At 64.6% G+C, this 1,094-nt stretch carries 1 protein-coding gene; it reads right to left on the bottom strand.

The genetic code is table 11. The annotated features are described in order from the left end of the window. Window positions 1-45: 45 nt before the first annotated feature. Window positions 46-888: an MFS transporter gene (locus tag K228_RS0125160; RefSeq protein WP_025620819.1), complete on the bottom strand. Its 843-nt coding sequence runs from the start codon at window positions 886-888 to the stop codon at window positions 46-48. Window positions 889-1,094: the final 206 nt, after the last annotated feature.

The raw sequence follows: 1,094 nt of genomic DNA, 5'->3' as shown, positions 1-1,094 counted from the left end.
GTCCTACTACCGCCGCCGACGCCAAGAACAAGCCCGAGCCTGTCATTACCGCGAACGACTTGAACCACCGTAAGTCACGACATCGGGTTGCAGTATTAGTGAGCCAGCGGCCTCGGCCGCCACCACCAGACCGTATATCCGTTCACTTTCGCTGCCGAGCACCAGCGGGAGCAGCACATACAACGGCCCGTTGACCAGCGCCAGTTGCACCGTGCCCTGAACCATGATGGACGACATCCATGGTCTGGTCCGCACATGGTGTAGCCCTGTGCGGAAGTCTTGCCATCCGCTCGTCTGCCGCTGGTTCAGTTGGGGTGCGGTATCGCGAATCACCAGCAACGTGCTGATGCTGACCAAGAAGGTCGCCAGGTCAATGATGAGCGTGATCTGCGCCGATGTCGCAGCCACCATGGCCCCTGCCGCTGCGGCTCCGGCTACTGCGGCGATGCGATTCGACATCGCCCGCAGCGCGTTGCCCGGTGCGATGAGCGCGGGCGGAAGCAGTGCTGGAAGCAGCGCTCCATAAGCCGGCCGATACAGCCCGAGACCAAGACCCATGACGAGTGCCGCGGTGAGCAAGGTGGGCAGCGGAGCCGCTGGGCCGGCAATGAGGATCGCCGCGAGGGCCGCAAGCCGGATCAGATCAGAGATTATGATCATGACGGTGCGGCGGCGGCGGTCAGCGAGGACGCCGCCAACGAGAACAGACACCACGCCGCCCAGGGCGACCATCGCCAGTACCAGACTGATGGCGCGGGCGGCATCGGGTCGCGGTAGCAGAAACAGCGCGATAGCGACCCCGAAGACCGCGTCGCCGAAGATGTTGATCGTCTGTCCCAGCCACGCCGCACGAAACTCCTTGTGCCGCAACGGCTCGAGAACCTGCATTTGTTGCCGCACCCCCACCTGCGTCGTCGCAGCACTGGCCGCCCCAATGCCGACGGTCGCGCGGCCGGGGGAAAGCCCTGGCCGCGCGACCGGTCATCCTGGCTCAGCTCAGCTCAGCTGAGCTTGATCTCCTGCTGGGCCGTGATCTCACCGCCCTTGATCTCGTAGGCCCAGATCACCACCCGGGACTTGTCCACGTCACCGTT

The sequence above is a fragment of the Salinispora cortesiana genome, assembly GCF_000484695.1.
Taxonomy (GTDB): domain Bacteria; phylum Actinomycetota; class Actinomycetes; order Mycobacteriales; family Micromonosporaceae; genus Micromonospora; species Micromonospora cortesiana.
The sequence above is the reverse complement of the archived record's forward strand: the minus strand, read 5'-3'. Positions and strand labels throughout refer to the sequence as shown.

Bases quoted from the DNA above. Each gene is read 5' to 3' on its own strand.
- K228_RS0125160 (WP_025620819.1), bottom strand. From the start codon at position 888: ATGCAGGTTCTCGAGCCGTTGCGGCACAAGGAGTTTCGTGCGGCGTGG.